1 protein-coding gene is annotated in these 251 nt (G+C 29.9%); it reads left to right on the top strand.

The window, feature by feature from the left end:
- Positions 1 to 22 precede the first annotated feature (22 nt).
- Positions 23 to 251: hypothetical protein (locus R2R70_RS21910; protein WP_410979183.1), on the top strand; the 229-nt coding region annotated here is incomplete at its 3' end.

Below are 251 nucleotides of genomic sequence, written 5' to 3'. Positions count from 1 at the left end.
ATATCATCAAAGAGCAACAGATTTGAATGACATTATGGACAAATGTAAGAATGATGTATTGAATGTAATGTTCGGATCAAAATCCGGTTCTTTAATAACGGATCTAACAGCATCTCAAACAATGTTTAAAATGGTTTCAACTATTATTGAAAATGTTGAGGGAACTAATGCAGTCACTACTAATATTGAACATCCTTCTGCTTACGATTCATTAGAATTTTACTGTAAAAAGAACAATAAAGAATTTAGAG

The organism is Cobetia sp. SIMBA_158 (assembly GCF_046566945.1).
GTDB classification, from domain to species: domain Bacteria; phylum Pseudomonadota; class Gammaproteobacteria; order Pseudomonadales; family Halomonadaceae; genus Cobetia; species Cobetia amphilecti.
The sequence above is the reverse complement of the archived record's forward strand: the minus strand, read 5'-3'. Positions and strand labels throughout refer to the sequence as shown.